This window comes from Amycolatopsis sp. NPDC001319 (assembly GCF_042896185.1).
In the GTDB taxonomy this organism is placed as follows: Bacteria; Actinomycetota; Actinomycetes; order Mycobacteriales; family Pseudonocardiaceae; genus Amycolatopsis.
This window is the reverse complement of the sequence record NZ_JBIAWY010000007.1, coordinates 103,225-122,550: the sequence shown is the minus strand read 5'-3', so window position 1 is coordinate 122,550 and position 19,326 is coordinate 103,225. Positions and strand designations below refer to the sequence as shown.

The window sequence follows — 19,326 nt, the reverse complement described above, 5'->3', positions numbered from 1 at the left end:
AACCACTGGCGCCGGTCGCAGGTTTGCATATACTGCACTTGTCGTGAGGCGCGAGGAGTCTCACGGGGATTTCGACGACTACGAAGAAGATTTCGACTACTCGGTCCACGACGAATCCGACTGGGTGGATGCGAGCGTCGAAGCGACATACGCGGGCGAGGTCAGCTTTATCTCTATCGACCCTACTGATCTTGACCCGGAGGCTTAGCGATGGAACCGGAACGCTACTGGTATAGCGTCGTAAATGATGATTCTCTAAGTGATAGTGAACGTCTCGAGCAAGGCGACATCATTAGAAAGTTTCCGATCGCACGAGTCGGCGAAGTTATCGTATCAGAAGCGGGCGAAGCGGCAGTTCGCGCCAAGGTGACAAAAAGTGATGTAGTAATCCTGACACAGTCATGTGACATACCAAAACAAGTGCAGAAGACGATACTTGTAGCTGAGATAGTTTCTTACGACAGCCTCGCAACTAGAGTTACCGATTCGAAGTCTCCCAAGTGGCGGAAGAAGTTGAGCGAGGGGAATATTCCGGGGCTTTTCCTCCTGCACGAGTTCGCAGATAATCCAACTTTTCCATGGTCGATCGTTAGCTTTCGAGACCTCCACGTACTGTCTAAGGAAGAAGTTCTGTCAGCATCGTCGACGAGTGGCGACAGGCTCCGACTGAATTCGCCGTACAAAGAGCATTTGAGTCAGGGGTACGCACGCTTTATGATGAGGGTGGGCCTACCTGTTGGGGCGGCAGGTTTCGAAGGTTACATCCCTAGGCAGATTGCGTAGATCTCGTGCCGTTCGCGCCCTGAACTGGCCAGCTGGGTGATCGGTACTGCTAGCCTGGATCCATGCGTGGTGCGGGGGATCAGCTCAGCATCGGGGAACGGATCGCCTTCTACCGGCGGCGGCGTGGGCTGTCGCAGGCAGTGCTTGCTGACCTGGTGGGGCGCACTGAGGACTGGTTGAGCAAGATCGAGCGCGGCGAGCGGGATATCCGCCGGCTGGACGTCCTCGCTGACCTCGCGCGGGCCTTGCGCGTTACGCTCGGTGACCTTCTCGGCGAACCGGTCCTGTTGGAGGACCAGGAGAAGAACGACGACGTCCCGGCCATCCGCGACGCGCTCATGGCACCCCGCCGGCTGTCCCGGACGTTGTTCTCCTCCGCCATGTCGCCCGAGTACATCGACCCGGCGCCGGTCGCGCAACTGGTCGAAAGTGCCTGGTCGAGCTACCAAAACGGAGAACTCGGCCGGGTCGTCGCCGCGCTACCTGGGCTGATCAAAACCAGCCAGGCCATGGAAGCCGCGTCGGTCGATGACGCAGCTTACAAGCGCGCGTGCACAGCGGTATCAGCGCGGGTTCACCACCTTGCGGCGACCACGTTGAGCAAGATCGGCGAGGCCGACCTCTCCTGGATTGCCGCCGAACGGGCGATGCAAGCCGCGGACGACGCTGACGACCCGCTGGTCCTGGCCTCGGCCGCCCGCTCGGGCACACACGCGTTGCTGGCTGTGGGTCGCTTTGATGACGCGCTCGAACTCGGCGACGTCGCCGCGAAGTGGCTCGTCCCCAGGATGGCCGCCGGTGACCCGGCCGCGCTGAGCCTCTACGGCATGCTCTACCTCCGCACCGCCGTCGCTGCTGCTCGGCACCAGGACCGGTCGACGGCGAATGATCTTCTCGCCAACGCCGGCCGCGCCGCTGAGCAGCTCGGCGTGGATGGCAACTTCTGGCAGACCGGGTTCGGTCCGGCCAACGTCGAGCTCCACCGAATCTCGGCTGCCTTGGACCTCGGCGACGTGAGTCAGGTGATCGAGACCGCGCCTCGGGTGAACGTCGATCACTTGCCGGTAGAACGGCAGGTCACGCACCTGATCGACTTCGCGCGGGCGCTGAGCCTGCTGGCGAAGGACGACGACGCACTGCAGGTGCTGCTGGACGCGGAGACCAAGGCCCCAACGATCGTCCGCCACAACACGATGGTCCGGGAGGTCGTACGTTCGATGTACCGCCGCGCCCCGGCGTCGGCCGGTAAGAAGTCCTCGGCGTTGCTGGCGCTGGCTGAGCGCTGCGGCGCGGTGAGGTAGGGGCATGACGTCGCGCGTTCTCGGGCTCGTCGGCTCGGGTGCTGGTGGGGTGGAAGACCTGCTGGCGAAGCTGATCCGCCCTGCTCAGGCGGCGGGGTGGACCGTCGCGGTCACCTTGACCCCGACAGCCGGGCAGTGGCTAGCCGAGTCCGGCGCGCTGGCCGAGATCGAAGACACCACGGGCTACCCGGTGCGGGTCGAGGCTCGGTCTCCGTCGCAGATCAGCCCGCACCCGGCGCCAGACTGCTACCTGGTGACGCCGGCTTCGGCCAATACCGTCGCGAAGCTCTCGCTCGGCATCGCCGACAACCAGGCGTTGACGCAGGTCAACGAAGCGATCGGGACCCGTAACCTGCCTGTCGTGGTCTTCCCCCGGGTGAACGCGGCGCACGCTCGTCAGCCGTTCTGGGACATGCACATAGAAAACCTCCGCCGCGTCGGTGTGCACCTGCTCTACGGTGACGACGTCTGGCCGTTGCACGAGCCGCGCAGCGCACCGGGCCGGGAACTGCCCTGGTCAGCGATGCTGGACGCCATCGAAAAGGCAGTGCCTGGCAGCCGCTAGTGCTCTGTCTGTGACAGGCGACCTCAGCTCTTGACGGCCTGCGCGATCTGCGCGGCCACCTCGACGGCGGTGAGGTGCGTAGTGTCAACGACTTCGGCCTCGGCGTGCAACCACGTCCGGGCTGCCTCGGCGTAGGGCTCCAGATACCTGAGCCGGAACGGGGACGGGATGGCGTGCTCGCGCTCGATGCGCCCACGGAGCGTCGTCTGCTCGGCGTGCAGAACGAAGTGCCGCACGGGAATGCCGTTTTCAGCGAGGCCAGTGCTGATCTCGCGCCAATACTCTTCAACCAGCACGGTCATGGGGATCACCAGCGTGCCACCGGTGTAGGCCAGGACGCGAGAGGCGGTCTCGACGACCAGCGGTCGCCACGGTGGCCAGTGTTGGAAGTTGTCCGTTTCGGGCAATCCTGGCCTAATGTCCATGAGCATCACGCCGACCTGCTCGGCGTCGAACACCCGCGAATCAGGCAATAGCGGTTGCAGGAGAGCGCTGGTCGTCGTCTTGCCCGCGCCATGGGTGCCGTTCAGCCAAACGATCACGGGACGAGATTTTAGCGCGAGACGTGGCGAGCCTGTCCGATTGAGCCGCTGAAGGCCCCCGCGAGGTGTGCCCTCACCCGCGAAGAGCGCACAAGGCCCTGGTCGAACCCACCCGGACAGTTTGTCCGGGTGATCTTCCCTGCCCGGGTGTCTCCTGATCTCAGCGCGCCAAACCGGGCGCGCAGAAGCCGAGACATCGGGAGAGCACATGAGCATTCACGTGGTGATTCAGCCCCTCGTCGGGTACGAAGCGGCGGTTGTGTCCCCTTCCCCGGGCATCCGCCAATTGGTGGCGGGGAGCGAGGACACCGCGATCATGATCCAGGTACCGGCTCGCATCGGCGGCCTGACGGACACTGCGCGGTTCGCGCGGAGCCTCGCCGACGCCGCGAACGAGTTCGGTGAGTGGTGCGAGGCGCAGAACCGCACTCGTAGCTCCCCCTCCCTCGGCGACCAGTGGTCGGCAGAGCGCGACTGAGCGCACCTGAAAACACCTATCAGCAAAGGAAATTCAGCATGGCTATCGACAAAGGACACCGGTTCGGCATCGACTTCGACGACGCGTTCGGACAGGGCTTGGTGATGGTGGGCGAGGTATCGCCGGACAACGAATACCAGTCTCGTGAGGATCGGGCCTCCGGGCGCCCGGCGCGACAGCGCATCGATGAGGTGACGGGCAAGCGGCAGTGGAAGGTCATGGTGACCGACGTGGCCGAGACGAGGGCGAAGCGTGCGTCGTTCGAGATCACGTTTCTCGCCGACGTCCAGCCGGTGCCGACCACGAGTGAAGTCCTTCCCGGCATGCGCCCGATCGAGCTGGACGGCTTGACGGCAGAGCCGCGCGTGGCGGGGCAGGGTGAGTTCAAGTACCAGTCGTACGTCTTCCGGGCGACCGGTTTCCGGGCTGCCGCCAACGGTTCCGGTAACAAGTCGACTCGGTCCAGCGCGGGCAATGAGTCGCCGAAGGCTGCGTGAGCCCGGTGACCACGTCGGGTCCGGTTCGCACCCAGGCGTTCCGCGAACGGGTCGACGTGTGGGAGCACGCATATCGGGACTACATGGCGGCGTGGGAACAGGGCAGGGCCAGCCGTTCGACTGCGAGTGCCGGCAACACCGCCAGGGCTGCCCTACGGGTGTCAGGAGCTTGGCGCGAGCTGGCGCGGACGCGGGGACTGCCGTGGTGGTGCGTGGCGGCGCTGGAGTCGGCGGCCGAAGGGTTCGCGGAGCTGGCACAGGAATGGGCAAGCAGGGCGGCAAACGATGACAGCGAGCTGGGACGGGTTCAGCCTCCGATGGGTCGTCGGTCCGGAAACGGAGCTGACGCTGCGGGAAAGTGGTTCCGATCCGGAGCGCCCGCCGATTCTGGTGCTGTCCGGGGAGCCCTGCGTGGTCACGTTGAGCCCGCCGGACGACGTGACCGCGTGGCTCGGCTGCGCCGAAATGCTGCGCCAGCTCCGGGACAACGCGGAGGACATGGCGAAGCTGCTCGAAGCACGCGCAACGGAGTTGAGGACGCGTGATGACCACGAAAACTGACCCGAAGACCTTGCGAGCCGCACACGATGCGGTAACCGGACGTCGGCCGGACCGGAACGCGAACCTGTTGGCGTGGCTGGCTTTTCACCAGTCGAACGCGCGGATGTACCGCGACGTTGCCGACATCGACCGGTGGCACCACCACGAAGCCTTGTACTGGGCCGACTACGAAAACCGGAAGGCAGGTGAGGTCTCGGCAAGACTCCAGGCGGAGAAGTCGCAACGCAACTAGTCGCATGTAGACGAACGAAAAGTCAATAAGCAGAACAAAAAACGCGCGTGAGGACGCGCTGCGATGAAGCACGTCCTCACGCGGTTGATCTTGATCCGTAAGGCGCAGAAGCGGTGCCTGGCTACCAACCTTGCCGCTCCTGCGCTGTCCACAACCAGCGGAAGTGAACAATGACAACGCTAAACGATGACAAGAACCGCGCGCCAGACGGGGTCACCCGAATGCGCTGCGCGGAGTGCAAGCGATTCTCGAAGCTCCTGCCCGGTGAGACGAAGTGCGCCGCATGCATGGGCGCGCTGCCGCTCGACCTGACCGCCACGAAGCGGGGTGGTCGGTGATGCATGTGTCGGCCGGGTTTTTGATTGTCGCCCTGGGCGTGTTGGGCCTGGGCGTGTGGGTGTTGCACAAAATCGGTCGCGCGCTGGCGACGGTGCTGGAGGTCCTGGCGGCGGCTGCCGTGGTGTTCGCGGCACTGTGGTGGCTGTGCAAAGCGGCCTGGTGGGTGCTGCTGCAGGTGGTGACGCGGTGGCGGACCAGCCTGGCCGTGGTCGCGGTGATTGCCTGGTGCGACCTGCTCGGCTGGATGTCGCTGGTGATCACGCTCGGCGCGCTCGGTCTGGTGCTCGGCGTGTGGCGGCTGGTCGGTCCGGTGTCGTTCGACCAGTGGTGCTGGCGGTTCCTGCGGTCGTGGTGGTCGCGGTGGTTCGTCTACCACCGCAAGCTCCCGGCGTGGCTGCACGCCTGCGGCCTGTCCGTGCGAGACGAGGCATTGCCCGTCGTGGTGAACGTCAACCTCGTCGGCCGCCGCGCGGTGTCGCGCTCGACCTCGTCCCGGTCTGGTGTGCAGATTCCCAAGGTGCTCAAGGTTCGCTCGGGTCCCTCGTGGGACGAGGTGCGGGTGGAGCTCGTGGCCGGCCAGAAGCCTGAGGACTTCGACGAGGCGGCCCGCGCGCTGGCGGTGGCACGGAAGGTCGCGCGATGCCAGGTGCGAGAGCTGGAGCCGAACGTGGTCTCCATCGACTTCCAGCGTCGGGACCTGCTCGGCTCGGTGGTGCGCTCGTCGCCCGTGCGTGACCTGGTGGCCGTCGAGCGAACCGGAATTGATCTGCGAAAGGTCTGGGCCGGACGGACGGAGTACGGGCACGACTGGCGTATCCCGCTGCTCGGCTCGGGCGCGCACACGCTGACGGCTGGTGCTTCGGGTGCGGGCAAGAACTCGGTGATGTGGTGCCCGCTGGTTTCGGCCGCTTCGGCGATCCGCTCGGGCGTGGTCCGGATGTCGGGGATCGACCCGAAGGGGATGGAACTTGCCTACGGGCGTGGGATCTTCGCCCGCTACGCCGTTACCGGGGCGGAAGCCTTGGAAGTTCTGAACGACTTGGTGGCGGAAATGGAATCGCGGAAGCGGGCTTTCGCTGGACGGGTGCGCGCGATTCCGGTGTCGACGGAGTACCCGTTGGAGCTGCTGGAGTTCGACGAGATCGGGGCGTTGACGAAGTACACCGACCGCAAGACCCGTGACGCGATCGTGGAACGCGTCGCGTTGCTCACCACCCAGGGGCGGGCGTTGGGTATGTCGGTCCGGGGCTACGTGCAGGAGCCGACGAAGGACACGGTTCCGGTGCGGGAGCTGTTCACCCGGCGCGTGTGCCTGCGGGTGACCTCGAAGACGCACGTGGGCATGGTTCTCGGGGACGGCGCTTATGAGCGGGGGGCCTGGGCCAACCGCATTGGCGACTCTGAGGCCGGCGTGGGCTACGTGTGGGGCGAGGGCATCCGCGAACCCCTGCGGGTCCGTGCCGGCTGGGTGTCGGACGAGACGGTCAAGGCACTGGAGCACTACGTCACGAACGGCGGCCTGGTGAACCTCGCCGATCGGCGCCGTCCCTCCGGCAGCGAGGGGGTGGCAGCGTGAACTCGCTGATGATCTTCCTTGATGCCATCCGTGACCACCTCGACCTGCACCAGTTGCCGCCGGTCGCGTCCCTGGACGTCACCGCGTGGTCCCGGCCGATCACGGTTCAGCTGGATGTGGACGGACTGCCTGAGGTCGCGCGTGCCCTGGTGGTGTGGGCGAACACCCTCGACGACGTCACGGCCAGTCTGTGGCGAGTCCACGAAGGCGTGTCGGTCCATCTGTCGATCCTCGGCCGAACGTCGTGCGGGATCCCGGTGCGGGTCTACGGCGCGGTCCCGTTCGAGCCCAGCACGTTCCCCGACCTCCCGGCCGGAGCAAAGCAGACGATGCCGGTTCATGCCCTCCGGGGCTGGACGACGCCCGGGGAGGTGGCCGCGTGAGCGAGACACGAGCGGAGCGGATGCGGGCGCCCCTGGCCGACGACGTGATCCGGGCGACGGCGGAGAAGCACGGAGTGTGCGTGCGGCCGTTCACGATGGAGGTCGGCGACCAGGGCACCGGGGAAATCCGGTACGTCCCGGTGCCGTGCGGGTCCACTGTGGAATCCGTGTGCCTGCCCTGTGCCCGCAAGGCCAAGGCGTTGCGGCAGGCCCAGTGCCGCGAGGGCTGGCACATGACGAAAGAACCCGACCTCACCCCGGCCGAACCCACCGAGGACCAGACGGAGCTGTTGACGTTCCGCGCAGATCTGGTGGCGGCGTACCGCGACGTCGTCGACCAGGCCCCTGCCGAAGCTGAGGAGGTGCGCGAGGAAATCCGGGGCGTGGATGAGGAACTTCGGCAACTCGGCGTCCGGGGCCGGCTGCCGGGGGTCGAGCTGCCCACGAAGCGTGCGGTGAAGCGGTCGACGAAGCGGCGGCAGGACACGCCGAACCTGCCTCGTCGGAAGGTCGCGAAGACCACGGTCGGCCGCGAGTACGCGGGCCGGTTCCGGCCGTCGATGTTCGTGACGCTGACCTGCGACACCTACGGTCCGGTCCGCGGTGACGGTGCCCCGGTCAACCCTGCCGGTTACGACTACCGGCGGGCGGCTCGGGACGCGGTGCACTTCTCGGCGTTGGTGGATCGGTGGTGGCAGAACCTGCGCCGCGTCGTCGGCTGGGACGTGCAGTACTTCGCCACGGTGGAGCCGCAGAAGCGGACCGCGCCGCACCTGCACACGGCCATCCGGGGATCGGTGCCGCATGACGTGATCCGGCAGGTCACCGAGGCCACGTATCACCAGGTCTGGTGGCCGAATCACGACGAGATCGTTTACACCGACCGGCCACCGGCCTGGGACGGGCCGGAACGCGGGTTCGTCGACCCCGACACCCGGCAACCGCTCGTGTCCTGGGATGAGGCGGTCGACCAGGTCGAGCACCCGGCGCACGTGGTGACCTTCGGCCGACAGGTGCACTCCAAGGGCATCCTCGGCGGGACCGAAGAGGCCGGCCGCCACATCGGCTACCTGACCAAGTACCTCACCAAGTCCACCGGCGAAGTGGTCGAGGCCGACAGCGCGGCACTGGCCGATCACCACGACCGGCTGCACGCCGAGCTGGCCATCACCCCGTGCTCGCCCCGGTGCGCGGTCTGGCTGCTCTACGGGATCCAGCCCAAGGGCGTCAACGGCAAGACCACCCCGGGCCACTGCAAAGGACGCGCCCACCGGCGCACCACCCTCGGCCTGCCCGGTCGGCGGGTCCTGGTGTCGCGCAAGTGGTCGGGCAAGACGCTCGTCGACCACAAGGCCGACCGGCGCGGCTTCGTCCTTGATGCCTTGGCCGCCGTCGGGATCGAGAAACCACAACCGGACCCGGCCCGGCTCGTCTGGCGCAAGGTCGAGCCCGGTGACCCGCACGTGCCACCCCGGCCACACCTGGTCATGCACGCCATCGCCGAACGCATCACCTGGAAGGCCGAATACGACAGGGCACTACTCGCCGCCGCCGGACCGCCGGAAACTTCGGCAACTCCGCAAGCGGCCTGATCAGCGAGGGGGAGAACGACATGCGCACCAGCAAGCACACAGTGGACTCGAACGTCACCGACCTGGGCAAGCTGCTGTCCACGCCGGAGCTGTGCGAGTTCTTGGGGATCAGCCGGGACACCTTGTACGAGTGGCGGGAGATCAACACCGCTCCCCCGGCCATCAAGCTGCCCAACGGGCACTTGCGGTTCCCCATCGCGGATCTGCACGTCTGGTTGGTCGAGCGGCAGGAGCGTGCAGCGTGAAGCCGACGCACAAGGTCCGTCTGTGGGAGATCAAGACCATGCCGCCGGACCCGAAGACGGGGAGGAAGCGGCGCCGGCCGTACGGGGTTCGGTGGGTGACTGGTGGTCTGGAGCACTCGGCGTGGTTCGCCACGAAGGCTCTCGCGAAGGCGGAGCTGTCCAAGCTTCAGCAGGCGATGAATCGCGGTGAGGCGTTCGACGTCGAAACCGGGCTCCCGGAGTCGATGTACCGCGAAGAGCGATCACCGACCCTGCTGAGGGTCGCTACGGAGTTCCTCGACCACGTCTGGCCGGACATGGCGCCGAACTCGCGTGGCCGGCTCGTCGACAGTTTGGCGGTGGCTGTTCAGGGCTTCCTGTCGGAGCAGCCTGCCGCCGATCCGCGGTTCGTCCGGCGCGTTCTCACCACGTTCGTTCTGCCGCAGGCTGATGCGAAGGTGGAGCCGACCGACGACGGGCGTCAACTCGCCGAATGGATCGAGGAGCACTCCCGCAAGATCATCGAACTGACCGATGTCGACGTCATGGCGGAGTTCGGGAGGGCGCTGCGGAGGAACCTAGACGGCGGCAGCGCGGCGGCGACCACCGTGGACACCAGGAGGGCCGCCGTGGTCCTCATGCTGAAGTTCGCCGTACCGCGCGGCTACTTGAGCGGCAACCCGATGGACGGCGTGAAGCTGCTGAAGTTCGGGGCGGATGAGGTGGTTGACCCCGGAGTGGTGGTGAATCCGGTGCAAGCGGAGGAACTGCTCACGGCAGTCACGTACGTCCGCCCCCGTGGCAAGAATCGATCTTGGCGGGTGTTCTTCGGAACGCTGTACTACGCCGGATTGCGTCCCAGCGAAGCACGCTTTCTCGCTGAAACGCACTGCAAGCTGCCCGAAACCGGTTGGGGTGAGCTGGTCCTCCCCAACTCGTTGGGTAGCTCGGCTGCCCGGTACAGCGATGACGGGCTGAAGTACCAGGTTCGAACGCTGAAGCACCGGGCGCGCGGGCATCGTCGACGAGTCCCGATCCCGCCTGCGCTGGTCAGGATGCTCTCCGAGCACATCGAGGTGTCGGGCATCGGAACGGGCGGCCGGCTGTTCCGGGGCAGCAGCGGCGGCCCGATCAGCCACGGGTCGTACAGCGATATCTGGCGGTTGGCCCGGCCACTCGCGCTCCGGCCCGGCGAAGTCGCGTCGCCCCTCGCGGCGCGGCCATATGATCTACGCCACGCTGCTGTCTCTTCGTGGATCGCGGCCGGTGTATCCCTGCCGGACGTCGCTGAGCGGGCCGGCCACACGGTCGACATGCTCACGAAGGTCTACGCCAAGTTCGTGCACGGGACGCGCGACACGGGCAACCGGAAGATCGAAAAGTTTCTTGATGACCCGCTCGGCTAGGCGCAGTAGCGTTGGTGTGCCCTCGGACGAAACACCAGGTCCGAGGGCACATCGGCGTTCCGATTCTGTTCCGCGTCTGTTCCGCGCACCCCACCGGGAGCCCGCTGACGGTCACAGACAGTCCCAGACGACCTGACGCCATCGTTCCCCTCTTACCGCAGGCAACACCCCTGATTCGGTGCTCGACCAGGCCGCTCGGCAATCACTCAATGTGACCAAGAATTCTCGCGCACTCCCACGGTGAGAGTGCAAGAACCGCAGGTCAGTGATCCACGCATGTCACGGCGTGACGATGGCGAAGGCCGGGTCGTCCGGGTCCAGGAGCGCGAGCAGACGTCCGAGAACGGCGAGGTCTCCCGTGTGGTCGAGGTCGTCCGGGCTGCCGCCGGACAGGAGGCCGAGCAGCTGTTCCTTGGTCAACGTGAGGGTCAGGTCGACGTCGGCGGCGGACTTCGGGTTCGCGGTCTGGATCAGCGCGCCGTTGGACAGGGTGGTGCGGATCGTGGTGGCGAGGTCGGTGAAGCGCCACTCGATGGTGAGCGGGTCGGCGGCCGCGCGCGGACCGTCCACACGGATGGCGAGGGAGTCGAAGAGCTGCTCGACCGTGAGCGCCGACGTCATGCCGCCGCCGATGTCGAGGGGCGGCGGGGTGATGCCCTTGCGGAGCTCGAGCGCGCCGACGAGGTAAAAGTTGCGCCAGGTCGGGTTCTCGGCGCCGTAGCCGAGGCGCTGGTAGACGTCGGCCAGCGCGTTCTTGGCGACGGCACTGTCCGGGTCGGCGAACACGGCGTGCTTGAGCAGCTCGGCCGCGAAGCGGAGGTCACCGGCGTCCGCGTACTCCTGCGCCTTGTCGAGGACGGCGGGCACCCCGCCGAGGACGTCCACGTAGCGCGTGGCCAGCGCCTGCGGCGGGTGCTGCCACAGCGAGCTGGGGTGGCCGTCGAACCAGCCGAGGTAACGCTGGTAGATCGCCTTGACGTTGTGGCTGACCGAGCCGTAGTAACCCCGCGCGTGCCACGCGTTCTCCAGCTCCGGCGGCAGTGTGAAGTCCTCGGCGATCTCGATGCCGGTGGCGCCCTGGTTCAGCCGGCGCAGGGTCTGGTCGTGCAGGTACGCGTAGAGATCTCGTTGCTGCGAAAGGAACTTCGCGACACGGGCGGTGCCCCAGGTAGGCCAGTGGTGCGAGGCGAACGCCACGTCGGTGCCGGCGCCGAAGAGCTCGATCGCCTCGTCGAGGTAGTGCGCCCAGACGCGCGGGTCGCGGACGAGCGCGCCGCGCAGGGTGAGGAGGTTGTGCAGGTTGTGCGTGGCGTTCTCGGCCAGGCACAGGGCGCGGCGGTCCGGGAAGTGGAAGTTCATCTCGGCCGGCGCTTCGGTGCCCGGCGTGAGCTGGAAGACGACGCGGACGCCGTCGAGCACCTCTTCCTGCCCGGTCGCGGTGATGTCGACGGTGGGCGCGAGCAGCCCGAGCCGGCCCGTCGACGTCGCGATGCCGAGCCCACCGCTGACCTGGCCGGTGGTGCTCACGTCGAGGGTGATGCCGTACATGTAGGTGGCCCGGCGGCTCATCACTGTGCCCGCGTACACGTTCTCCGCCACGGCGTTCTCGAGGAAGCCCGCCGGGGCGAGGATCGGGACGTCGCCCGCGCCGTCGGGCAGCACGCCGAGCACGCCGCCGAAGTGGTCGGCGTGCGAGTGGGTGTAGACGACGGCGGTGACCGGCCGGGCACCGCGATGGGCTCGGTAGAGGGCGATCGCGGCCGCCGCGCACTCCTCGGAGATCAGCGGGTCGATCACGATCACGCCGCGACCGCCCTCGACGAGCGTCATGTTGGAGATGTCGAAGCCGCGCACCTGGTAGATGCCGGTGGTCACCTCGTACAGCCCGTTGGTGCGGCACAGCTGCGCCTGCCGCCACAGGCTGGGGTTCACCGTGTCCGGGCAGTCGCCGTCGAGGTAGGCGTACGGGCGCAGGTCGAACACCGCGCGGCCGTCGGCGCCGGTGATGGTGACGGGGTCGAGCGTCGCGACGAACCCGCGGGCGGCGTCCTCGAAGTCCTGCCGGTCACCGAAATCCATGACGAGCCCCCTCGACGTCCGGCGTGTTCCGGGAGTCGAACACGGCCGGGATCCGAGGTGGTCACCTGCCGGAGGTGAGATCGCGGGTCAGCGGCTCGGCTGGATGGGGATCGACGCGGGCGGCGGCTTGAGCGACGGCGAGCCGGACTGCGAACCACTGGGGCCGCCCGGGCCGACGGGGATGTTCGGCGCGGTCGTCGTGGGAGTGGTCGTGCCGCCGCTGCTGTCGCCGCCGCCGAAGAGGAAGATCGCGCCGACGATCAAGCCGGCCAGCACGACGATCCCCAGACCGATCCACAGCCACTTCCGGCCACCGCCACCGCGCGACTGCTGGAACGCACCGGCGCCACCGGCCGGCGACGGCGGACGCAGCCGCATCGGGTCGCCGGGCGGGCCGTAACCCGGGTGCATGCCGGGATAACCCTGTTGCTGGTTGGGGTAGGTGCCGTAACCGGGTTGCTGGCCCGGTTGTCCCGGGTGCCCGTGCTGGCCCGGATATCCCTGCGGTGCTTGAGGTCCTTGCGGCGGCATACCGGGGTAGCCGTAGCCGGGGGGCGGGCCTTGCGGGGGGACGCCGTGGGGCTGGCCGGGATTCTGGCCGGGAATCTGTGGTGCGCCGGACCAGCCGCCGGGGCCGGCCCACGGGTTTCCGTCACCGGGCGTGGGCTGGCCGGGTGCGCCTTGTCCGGGAGCGCCGGGTCCACCTGGGACACCAGGTCCCGACCACTGGGCGGCGTGCGCCGGGTCGTTTCCCTGACTGCCAGGGCTCGCCGCGCCGCCGGGACCTTGCAGCCCGCCCTGGCCGCCTTGCCCCGACCACTGGGCGCCGTGCGCCGGATCGTTCCCGCCCGCGCCACCGGGACCTTGCTGCCCACCCTGGCCGTATCCCGGCTGCTGTCCGAAGGGCTGCATGCCGGCGCCCTCCCCCTGAGCACCGTGCGCACCCTGGCCGCCCGCCGCGCCCGGCGCAGCGAGACCACCCAGCCCGGCCGGACTGTTCGGCTGACCACCCGGACCCGGCGGTCCCGCCGGTGTGTCCGACGTCGCGAGCGGTCCCAGCGCCACGCGGGCGGCGGCGATCATCGCCACGCAGTTCGGGTACCGGTCGGCGGGGTTCTTCGCCATGCCCTTGCGGATCACGTCGTCGACGGCCGCCGGCAGCGCGACCACGCGCGACACCGAGGGCGGCTCGCCGTTGAGGTGGCCCTTGATCACCGTCGGCACGTCGCCCTTGAACGGCGGGGCGCCGGTGAGGCACGCGTAGAGCACGCACGTGAGGGCGTACTGGTCGGTGCGCCCGTCGAGGGGCTCGCCGCGCAGGTGCTCGGGCGCGGCGTACGTCGGGGAGCCCAGGAAGTCGCCGCCGCGGGTGCGGTGGCCGGTGGCGCCGCGGCGGGTGAGGCCGAAATCGGCGACGTAAACGTGCTCGCGGGAAGTTTCCTTGCTGGTGACCAGCACGTTGGCGGGTTTCACGTCGAGGTGGACGAGGCCGCGGTTGTGCAGGGTGTCCAGCGCGTCGGCGACCTGGTCGAGCAGCGCCAGGGCGCGCGCGGGCGCGATCGGGCCCGAGGAGATCAGGCCGGCGAGGTCGCCGCCGTCGACCATGCGCATGGCGATGTAGAGCATGCCTTCGAGCTCGCCGAAGTCGTACAACGGGACGATGTTGGCGTGGTCGATCGCGGACGTGTTGCGGGCTTCGTCCACGAACCGTTCGCGGAACTCGGCGTCGGTGCCCAGGTGGTCGCCGATGACCTTCAGCGCCACCTTCCGGCCGAGCCGCACGTCGGTGGCCTGGTAGGTCACGCTCATGCCGCCCTTGCCGAGCACCGAGTCGATGCGGTAGTTGCCCAGCCGGCGACCGGTGAGGTCCCCCGACACATCGCCTGTCACGCTGCGCAGCTTAACGCCCTGCATTCCGCAGCGATGGGCGGTTCGCCCAACCGGTCGGCGACCCCGGAATCAGGAGACCTTGCGGACGTCCGCGGCCTGACTGCGGCCGTCGCGGCCGGACTGGACCTCGAACTCGACCCGGTCCCCTTCGTCGAGCGTCCGGAATCCTTCGGCCTGGATCGCCGAATAGTGGACGAACACATCAGGCCCTTCGGCGGATTCGATGAACCCGTAGCCTTTTTCCGAGTTGAACCATTTGACGGTGCCGACAGCCACGGCGCCCTCCCTCGGGACAAGATCCGCTGTCCGGTAGCGGCTGGAAGTGCAGTTCACGCTACCGGAACTACGCCCTTCGGCAATGGTTGATTCGCAAATTCGTCAGCCCCGGGAAACCCGCCTGTTCCGCGCTTGCACGAGAACGGTGCCCGGTCCGGCGAAATCGAGGACCAGACCTTCGCCGGTGCGCAGCGACTGCGGCCCGCTCGGGTCCACGGCGCGCAGCCGGCACTGCAGCGTGTCCGGGTAGGCCAGCACGTAGTCCGGCCGCACGGTGACCAGTTCACCGGCCGACAGCTCGAACGAGTCGACGGGTCCCGGCGCGGTGAGCACGAGCGGACCGGTGCCGCTGTAGTGGTCGAGGAACCCGGCGTCCGCGCCGAAGAGCTGCTGCAACGGCGCCCACGTCTGGTCGAGGCGCACGGAGGACGGCCGCGCGAGCACGGCGTCGCGGTGCACCGACCAGCCGGTGTTGCCCGTCAGCTCCAGCGGGTAGACGTCGCCCGGCCCGAGCGGGGCGAGGTCGACCCAGCCGCCCTCGGCGGGTGCGGTGAACACGGAGACGCCGGGCTTGCGCGCGCCACCGCGCGCCGACGGCGGAGCGCCTTCGCGCACGCCGAAGCTGGTGGCCAGCATCGTGTCCGACGCCGACTGCACGGCCTCGCCGGGCGCCAGCAGCACGCGCGCGACGCCGAAGTTGGGGGTGTGCCTCGTGTGGACGCGCATGTCAGCGAGAGGGGACGGGCGACGGGATCCGGCTGATCAGCGCCGAGGGGTTGCGCGTCTGCGGCTGCACGCCGTGCGACGAGCCGCGCGTGCCGGCCGCGACGTCGACCCAGCCACCGTTCCGGGGCGCAGTGCAGGCGGAGATGAAAAAGGACTCGCCGCCCGGAAACGCCCGGCCGAGGCCCTTCATGATCCCGCTCCGGGCCCGCGACCGGACGGTCACGCCGTGGCTCGTCGCCGTCATCGCACCCGACTCGACCTGCACGGGTTCACCCGGCGCCGGCCCCAGCCGCGCAACCGCGAATGACGGTTGGTGGCGGACTCGTACCTGCATCGAAACTCCCCTGATCCCCGACTCTTGCCGCGGGAGAGTGTTGCACGCCCGCGCGCGAGGGGGAGGATGGTCCGCGTGATCTCCGTCGACGCCTACCGCGAGACCGTGACCGAGCTGCTCGGCCGCACGCCCGCGACGACCCTGCCCCTCGCCGAAGCCGCCGGGTTCGTCCTGGCCGAGGACGTGCCCGCGGGGGTGTCGCTGCCGCCGTTCGACAACTCCGCGATGGACGGCTACGCCGTGCGCGCGGCCGACGTCGCCGGCGCCGCGGCCGGCTCGCCCGTGACGCTGCCCGTGGCCGACGACATCCCGGCCGGGCGCGTGGACGTCGCGCCGCTGGAGCCGGGTACCGCGCACCGGATCATGACGGGCGCGCCGCTGCCGCCGGGTGCCGACGCGATCGTGATGGTGGAGGACACCGACCGCGGCACCGAGTCGGTGCGGATCTCCAAGGCCGCGTCCTCGGGCGACCACGTGCGGCGCACCGGCGAGGACGTGGAGCGCGGTGTGGTGGCCCTGCGCGCCGGCACCGTGCTGGGCCACTCGCAGCTGGGCCTCGCGGCGGCCGTCGGCCTGGCCGAGCTGTCGGTGCACCGGCCGTTGTCCGTGCTCGTGGTGTCGACCGGCACGGAGCTCGTCGAGGCCCCGAACCCGTTGCGGCACGGGCAGATCTACGAGTCCAACAGCGTGATGCTCGCCGCCGCGTTGCGCGAGCTGGGCTGCCGCGTGTCCGTGGTGCGCAGCGTGGTGGACGACGTCGAGGAGTTCCGCAAGATCATCGAGCCGAAGCTCGCGGACGCCGACCTGCTGATCACTTCGGGCGGCGTCAGCGCCGGCGCGTACGAGGTGGTCAAGGACGCGCTGACGGGCCAGGGCGTGCAGTTCCAGAAGATCGCCATCCAGCCCGGCGGGCCGCAGGGCTGCGGCCACTGGAACGGCGTGCCCGTGGTGACGCTGCCGGGCAACCCGGTGAGCGTGCTGGTGTCGTTCGAGGCCTTCCTGCGGCCGGCTCTGCTGTCTGCCATGGGCCACACGGACGTCGACCGCCGCCGGGTGCGCGCGCGGCTCTCCGAGGCCATGACCTCGCCCAGCTCACGACGCCAGTTCCGGCGCGGCTTCTACACCCCCACCGAGGGCGAGGTGACCGGCGTGGTCGGGCCCCGCGGCGGGCCGGGCTCGCACCTGCTGGCGGCGTTCACCCAGGCGAACTGCCTGATCGTGCTGCCGGAGGGGGTCGGCGAGGTGGCTGAAGGGACTGAAGTGGACGTGCTGCTGCTGTAGGGAAGTCCCTGTCGCGGCGCAGCGGGCTCTTGAGGAGGATCCCCAGCGAGGCGAGCTGGACGCCGGCCATGATCAGCATCGTCTCGCGCACGCCCAGCGCTTCGCCGAGGACACCGCCGAGGAACGCGCCGAGCGGGATGGTGCCGTAGTTGACGACGGCGGAGCTCGCGGTGATGCGGCCGAAGAGCTCGGGTGGGCAGTAGGTCTGGCGGAAGGTGCCGACGAGCACGTTGGACCCGACAATCCCGGCGGCGACACCCATCCCCGACAGCACGAACACCGTGAGCCCGGCTCCCGGGCCGGCGAACGGACCGAGCAGCATCGCCGGCGCGGCCAACGCTTCGCACAGCAGGAACGCCCGCGCCGCACCGACGCGCTTGCCCAGCCGCGCGGCCAACGGCGCGCCGGCGATGCCACCGACCTCCGCGATGACCAGGACCACCCCCACCGCGCCCGGTCCGGTGCCCAGGTCCCGAACGAGGAACACGACCTGGATGGCGGCGTACCCGTCGAGCGCGAGATTCGCCACCGCGGCGGCCGCGATGAGGTACCGCAGGTACCGATCCTGTGCGATAAAGCCGATTCCCTCGGCGATTTCGGTGCGCAGCCGCCTGTTGCCCCGGGGCTTCGGGATTTCCTTCGCCCGGATGAAACGCAGGCACAGCACGGAAATACCGAAACTCACCGCATCGGCGAGCACCCCGGTGACCGGTCCCGCGACGGCCGCGAGCAACCCGGCCAGCCCGGGCCCGCCCACCTGTGCGGCGGACTCGCTGCCCTGGAGCTTCACGTTCGCCTCGAGCAGCTGCGATTGGCTCACGATCACCGGCACGTAACTGCGGTAGGCCAACGAGAAGAACACCTTCGCGAACCCACCGAGCAACGCCGCGCACAGCAGGTACGGCACGGTGAGCCACCCGGCCACATACCCCACCGGGACGGCCGCGAACACCACCATCGACACCACATTGCAGGTCACCATCACGCGCCGCTTGCGCCACCGGTCCACCCACGCCCCGGCCGGCAGCCCCACCACCAACCACGGCACCCACGCGACGGCGGTCAGCAACGCCACCTCGAACGTCGACGCACCCAGGACCAACAACGCGACCAACGGCAACGACGTGCCGGCCACCGCGCTGCCGAGGGTGCTGATGGTCTCGCCGGTCCAGATCAGGCGGAAGTTTCGGTCTCGCCACAGGTTGTCGGTCACGCCCGGCTCACTCACGGGCTCACCGCGCCGACTTCGGCGGATGACGGAGCACTCTCGCGCCGCTTCCCTTGGCGACCAAGGGTTTCCCCCCGCCGAGACCGAACCGGCCCCCACGCCACTTCTCTTGGCAACCAAGGATTTCACCCGCGCGGAGACGGAGTCGGCCTCCGCGGCGCTCCCCATCAAGCCGGGGATTCCGGGCACCCGAGCAAGAACTCCCCGCAGTCCCAAAACCAGCGCCGAAATGCTGCTGCCCCCAGCAACTCACCTCGGGAAGCCCCCACCCATCCTCGGGGGAACGGCCCTTGGCCAGTCTACCGCCCCCCACCGACAAAATGATCTCCAAAGCCGAGTTGTCCACAGCGAAGCCGAGTTGTGGACAAAACGAGAAAGCCCGCCGCCGCAACGAAAAGCGCAACACCGATCACGGCTCCGCAGGAAAGCCCCGCGCGAAAAGAAAGACCGGGCGCCGCTCGACAGAGTCGTCAGGGGCAGGGCGGTCGGTGTACTCCGCGAACAACGCCAAGACCCGTGTGCTCAGCTCCATCACCTCAGCGGCTGACAACCGCGCCCACGTTTCGTTCGTGAACCAGGCGTCGCGCCACTCGGCGGGTTCCGTCTCCAGGGCCGAGAGCCAAGAGCGGGACAGCGAAGCCTGGCGGTCGAGTGAGAGGACCTCCGCGGCGTCGCCCACCGGGTCGCCGACGAAGTCCGAAGTGGACCAGGACAGGGCGCGCGAAGGGCGGCGCCACCAGCGTTCGCGGCGGTCGCGGGCGAGTTCGGGGGCCTCTTCGACCAGGCCGGCGGCCGAGAGGACCTTCAGGTGGTGGGAGATGTTGCCGACGGCCGACGCGGTGCGGTCGGCGAGGACCGAAGCCGTGGCGGGGCCGTCGAGCTTCAGCAGGTCGAGCAGGCGCAGGCGGAGCGGGTGGGACATCGCCGCCAGGACACGGGAGTCGCGGATCTGCCGCACGTCGTCGGTCACGATCGACAAGAGTAGTTGTACAACACATATTGCACAACTACTCTTGTGTAATCAACGCGCAGG

At 68.5% G+C, this 19,326-nt stretch carries 21 protein-coding genes and 1 pseudogene; 14 read left to right on the top strand and 8 right to left on the bottom strand.

What is annotated here, in order from left to right:
• Positions 1–43: 43 nt before the first annotated feature.
• From ACFY1H_RS26980 to ACFY1H_RS26965, 4 genes are all read left to right on the top strand, one after another.
• Positions 44–208, top strand: a complete 165-nt coding sequence (locus tag ACFY1H_RS26980; RefSeq protein WP_386950780.1) for a hypothetical protein — start codon at positions 44–46, stop codon at positions 206–208.
• A gap of 2 nt (positions 209–210) precedes the next feature.
• A complete protein-coding gene (locus tag ACFY1H_RS26975) occupies positions 211–783 on the top strand; it encodes a hypothetical protein (protein WP_386950777.1) in 573 nt (190 codons plus the stop codon).
• Between the two features lie 62 nt (positions 784–845).
• A complete protein-coding gene (locus tag ACFY1H_RS26970; protein WP_386950774.1) occupies positions 846–2,084 on the top strand; it encodes a helix-turn-helix domain-containing protein in 1,239 nt (412 codons plus the stop codon).
• A 4-nt stretch (positions 2,085–2,088) separates the two neighbouring features.
• Positions 2,089–2,649 carry a flavoprotein gene (locus ACFY1H_RS26965; RefSeq protein ID WP_386950771.1) on the top strand — a complete coding sequence of 187 codons (561 nt, stop codon included), beginning with the start codon at positions 2,089–2,091 and terminating at the stop codon, positions 2,647–2,649.
• A gap of 23 nt (positions 2,650–2,672) precedes the next feature.
• Here ACFY1H_RS26965 and ACFY1H_RS26960 read toward each other — a convergent pair whose 3' ends face one another.
• Entirely contained in the window at positions 2,673–3,191 is a 519-nt protein-coding gene (locus ACFY1H_RS26960) for an ATP-binding protein (protein WP_386950768.1), read from the bottom strand.
• A gap of 208 nt (positions 3,192–3,399) precedes the next feature.
• Here ACFY1H_RS26960 and ACFY1H_RS26955 point away from each other — a divergent pair, with 208 nt between their 5' ends.
• The 9 genes from ACFY1H_RS26955 to ACFY1H_RS26915 all read left to right on the top strand — a co-directional run bounded on the left by ACFY1H_RS26955 (position 3,400) and on the right by ACFY1H_RS26915 (position 10,479).
• Entirely contained in the window at positions 3,400–3,669 is a 270-nt protein-coding gene (locus ACFY1H_RS26955) for a hypothetical protein (protein WP_386950765.1), read from the top strand.
• Positions 3,670–3,707: 38 nt separating this feature from the next.
• Entirely contained in the window at positions 3,708–4,166 is a 459-nt protein-coding gene (locus tag ACFY1H_RS26950) for a hypothetical protein (RefSeq protein ID WP_386950762.1), read from the top strand.
• Positions 4,167–4,451: 285 nt separating this feature from the next.
• On the top strand, positions 4,452–4,727 hold the full coding sequence (locus tag ACFY1H_RS26945; protein ID WP_386950760.1) for a hypothetical protein: 276 nt from the start codon (positions 4,452–4,454) through the stop codon (positions 4,725–4,727).
• Positions 4,711–4,959 carry an AMED_5909 family protein gene (locus ACFY1H_RS26940; RefSeq protein WP_386951384.1) on the top strand — a complete coding sequence of 83 codons (249 nt, stop codon included), beginning with the start codon at positions 4,711–4,713 and terminating at the stop codon, positions 4,957–4,959. Before ACFY1H_RS26945 ends, ACFY1H_RS26940 begins: the two co-directional genes overlap by 17 nt.
• A gap of 337 nt (positions 4,960–5,296) precedes the next feature.
• Positions 5,297–6,874 carry an FtsK/SpoIIIE domain-containing protein gene (locus tag ACFY1H_RS26935; RefSeq protein ID WP_386950757.1) on the top strand — a complete coding sequence of 526 codons (1,578 nt, stop codon included), beginning with the start codon at positions 5,297–5,299 and terminating at the stop codon, positions 6,872–6,874.
• Positions 6,871–7,257 (top strand): hypothetical protein, encoded by a 387-nt coding sequence (locus tag ACFY1H_RS26930; RefSeq protein ID WP_386950754.1) that lies wholly within the window; start codon positions 6,871–6,873, stop codon positions 7,255–7,257. Before ACFY1H_RS26935 ends, ACFY1H_RS26930 begins: the two co-directional genes overlap by 4 nt.
• Before the next feature lie 20 nt (positions 7,258–7,277).
• Positions 7,278–8,849 carry a replication initiator gene (locus tag ACFY1H_RS26925; RefSeq protein ID WP_386951380.1) on the top strand — a complete coding sequence of 524 codons (1,572 nt, stop codon included), beginning with the start codon at positions 7,278–7,280 and terminating at the stop codon, positions 8,847–8,849.
• A gap of 20 nt (positions 8,850–8,869) precedes the next feature.
• A complete protein-coding gene (locus tag ACFY1H_RS26920; RefSeq protein WP_386950751.1) occupies positions 8,870–9,094 on the top strand; it encodes a helix-turn-helix transcriptional regulator in 225 nt (74 codons plus the stop codon).
• A complete protein-coding gene (locus ACFY1H_RS26915) occupies positions 9,091–10,479 on the top strand; it encodes a tyrosine-type recombinase/integrase (protein ID WP_386950748.1) in 1,389 nt (462 codons plus the stop codon). Before ACFY1H_RS26920 ends, ACFY1H_RS26915 begins: the two co-directional genes overlap by 4 nt.
• 279 nt (positions 10,480–10,758) lie before the next feature.
• Here ACFY1H_RS26915 and ACFY1H_RS26910 read toward each other — a convergent pair whose 3' ends face one another.
• The 5 genes and pseudogenes from ACFY1H_RS26910 to ACFY1H_RS26890 all read right to left on the bottom strand — a co-directional run.
• The gene (locus ACFY1H_RS26910) at positions 10,759–12,558 is read right to left on the bottom strand and encodes an alkyl/aryl-sulfatase (protein ID WP_386950745.1); all 1,800 of its coding nucleotides are present in this window, start codon (positions 12,556–12,558) and stop codon (positions 10,759–10,761) included.
• An 87-nt stretch (positions 12,559–12,645) separates the two neighbouring features.
• The gene (locus ACFY1H_RS26905) at positions 12,646–14,448 is read right to left on the bottom strand and encodes a protein kinase (RefSeq protein ID WP_386950742.1); all 1,803 of its coding nucleotides are present in this window, start codon (positions 14,446–14,448) and stop codon (positions 12,646–12,648) included.
• Between the two features lie 69 nt (positions 14,449–14,517).
• The gene (locus ACFY1H_RS26900) at positions 14,518–14,724 is read right to left on the bottom strand and encodes a cold-shock protein (protein WP_204093028.1); all 207 of its coding nucleotides are present in this window, start codon (positions 14,722–14,724) and stop codon (positions 14,518–14,520) included.
• Positions 14,725–14,826: 102 nt separating this feature from the next.
• A complete protein-coding gene (locus ACFY1H_RS26895; protein WP_366582461.1) occupies positions 14,827–15,450 on the bottom strand; it encodes an AIM24 family protein in 624 nt (207 codons plus the stop codon).
• 52 nt (positions 15,451–15,502) lie between these two features.
• Positions 15,503–15,784, bottom strand: a pseudogene (locus tag ACFY1H_RS26890) (AIM24 family protein); the annotation flags it as partial.
• Positions 15,785–15,859: 75 nt separating this feature from the next.
• On the opposite strand from ACFY1H_RS26890, the gene glp reads away from it, so the two are divergent.
• Positions 15,860–17,065 carry a gephyrin-like molybdotransferase Glp gene (gene glp, locus ACFY1H_RS26885; protein WP_386950737.1) on the top strand — a complete coding sequence of 402 codons (1,206 nt, stop codon included), beginning with the start codon at positions 15,860–15,862 and terminating at the stop codon, positions 17,063–17,065.
• Here glp and ACFY1H_RS26880 read toward each other — a convergent pair.
• A complete protein-coding gene (locus tag ACFY1H_RS26880; RefSeq protein WP_386950734.1) occupies positions 16,980–18,293 on the bottom strand; it encodes an MFS transporter in 1,314 nt (437 codons plus the stop codon). The genes glp and ACFY1H_RS26880 overlap by 86 nt on opposite strands.
• A 409-nt stretch (positions 18,294–18,702) precedes the next feature.
• Positions 18,703–19,263, bottom strand: coding sequence for an ArsR/SmtB family transcription factor (locus ACFY1H_RS26875; protein WP_386950731.1), 561 nt, complete (start codon positions 19,261–19,263; stop codon positions 18,703–18,705).
• Between the last annotated feature and the right edge of the window lie 63 nt (positions 19,264–19,326).

Bases quoted from the DNA above. Each gene is read 5' to 3' on its own strand.
- ACFY1H_RS26950 (WP_386950762.1), top strand. From the start codon at position 3,708: ATGGCTATCGACAAAGGACACCGGTTCGGCATCGACTTCGACGACGCG.
- ACFY1H_RS26965 (WP_386950771.1), top strand. From the start codon at position 2,089: ATGACGTCGCGCGTTCTCGGGCTCGTCGGCTCGGGTGCTGGTGGGGTG.
- ACFY1H_RS26920 (WP_386950751.1), top strand. From the start codon at position 8,870: ATGCGCACCAGCAAGCACACAGTGGACTCGAACGTCACCGACCTGGGC.
- ACFY1H_RS26895 (WP_366582461.1), bottom strand. From the start codon at position 15,450: ATGCGCGTCCACACGAGGCACACCCCCAACTTCGGCGTCGCGCGCGTG.
- ACFY1H_RS26970 (WP_386950774.1), top strand. From the start codon at position 846: ATGCGTGGTGCGGGGGATCAGCTCAGCATCGGGGAACGGATCGCCTTC.
- ACFY1H_RS26910 (WP_386950745.1), bottom strand. From the start codon at position 12,558: ATGGATTTCGGTGACCGGCAGGACTTCGAGGACGCCGCCCGCGGGTTC.
- ACFY1H_RS26945 (WP_386950760.1), top strand. From the start codon at position 4,452: ATGACAGCGAGCTGGGACGGGTTCAGCCTCCGATGGGTCGTCGGTCCG.
- ACFY1H_RS26975 (WP_386950777.1), top strand. From the start codon at position 211: ATGGAACCGGAACGCTACTGGTATAGCGTCGTAAATGATGATTCTCTA.
- ACFY1H_RS26925 (WP_386951380.1), top strand. From the start codon at position 7,278: ATGCGGGCGCCCCTGGCCGACGACGTGATCCGGGCGACGGCGGAGAAG.
- ACFY1H_RS26935 (WP_386950757.1), top strand. From the start codon at position 5,297: ATGCATGTGTCGGCCGGGTTTTTGATTGTCGCCCTGGGCGTGTTGGGC.
- ACFY1H_RS26955 (WP_386950765.1), top strand. From the start codon at position 3,400: ATGAGCATTCACGTGGTGATTCAGCCCCTCGTCGGGTACGAAGCGGCG.
- ACFY1H_RS26940 (WP_386951384.1), top strand. From the start codon at position 4,711: ATGACCACGAAAACTGACCCGAAGACCTTGCGAGCCGCACACGATGCG.